The following is a 798-nucleotide window of genomic DNA, read 5'->3' as shown; positions in this document are numbered from 1 at the left end:
TGGTTGTTTTCAATGTCATCCCCTATCGCCCCAAAACAGAACTGGAAGAGAATGCCATGGAAATATTAAAGAAAAGATTTGCCCGCGGAGAAATTGAACGGGAAGAGTTCGAGGAACGGAAAAAAATCTTAAACCAAAGCAATTAAAATTTAAGGCTGAACCTATGAAGAAAATTAAAGTTGCCGTAAATGGCTATGGAGTAATCGGGAAAAGAGTAGCGGAGGCTGTAGCCCTACAGGATGATATGGAGCTTATTGGCATTGGAGATGTAGCTGCCGACTGGCGGATTAAAGTTGCAGCCAAAAAATATAGTGTATTTGCCAATACGGAGGAAGGACGACAAGCCATGGACGATTCCCACATACCCGTGGCCGGCAACCTTGATGATTTAGTATCTATCGCCGATGTGGTTGTGGACTGTGCTCCCAAAAAATTCGGTGCTCAAAATGCTGAAAAATACCGGCAAGCAGGGGTGAAATATATCGTACAGGGTGGTGAAAAACATGAAACAACCGGTCACTCCTTCAGTGCCGAATCCAACTACGACTCAGCGGTGGGAAGAGATTCAACCAGGGTTGTTTCCTGCAACACCACCTCCATTGTGCGAACCCTGGGTGCGTTGAAACGGGCCGGACTGCTCAAGAAAGCGCGTGGCACGCTGCTACGTCGGGCTACCGATCCGTGGGAAAGCCATAAGAGTGGCATCATGAATACGCTGGTTCCCGAACCGGAAATTCCAAGTCACCAGGGGCCGGATGCTCAGAGCGTGGATCCCGAGTTGGATGTAGTGACGGCAGC

At 48.6% G+C, this 798-nt stretch carries 2 protein-coding genes; both read left to right on the top strand.

The annotated features are described in order from the left end of the window. The first annotated feature begins 56 nt into the window (after window positions 1-56). Complete coding sequence (locus J6I44_RS20985; RefSeq protein ID WP_350356729.1) at window positions 57-146, top strand: SHOCT domain-containing protein; 90 nt, start codon at window positions 57-59, stop codon at window positions 144-146. Window positions 147-163: 17 nt separating this feature from the next. Continuing rightward, the coding region (locus tag J6I44_RS20535) for a type II glyceraldehyde-3-phosphate dehydrogenase (RefSeq protein ID WP_265768145.1) at window positions 164-798 on the top strand (635 nt) is incomplete at its 3' end.

It is taken from the genome of Fodinibius salsisoli (genome assembly GCF_026229185.1).
GTDB classification, from domain to species: domain Bacteria; phylum Bacteroidota; class Rhodothermia; order Balneolales; family Balneolaceae; genus Fodinibius; species Fodinibius salsisoli.
The sequence above is the reverse complement of the archived record's forward strand: the minus strand, read 5'-3'. Positions and strand labels throughout refer to the sequence as shown.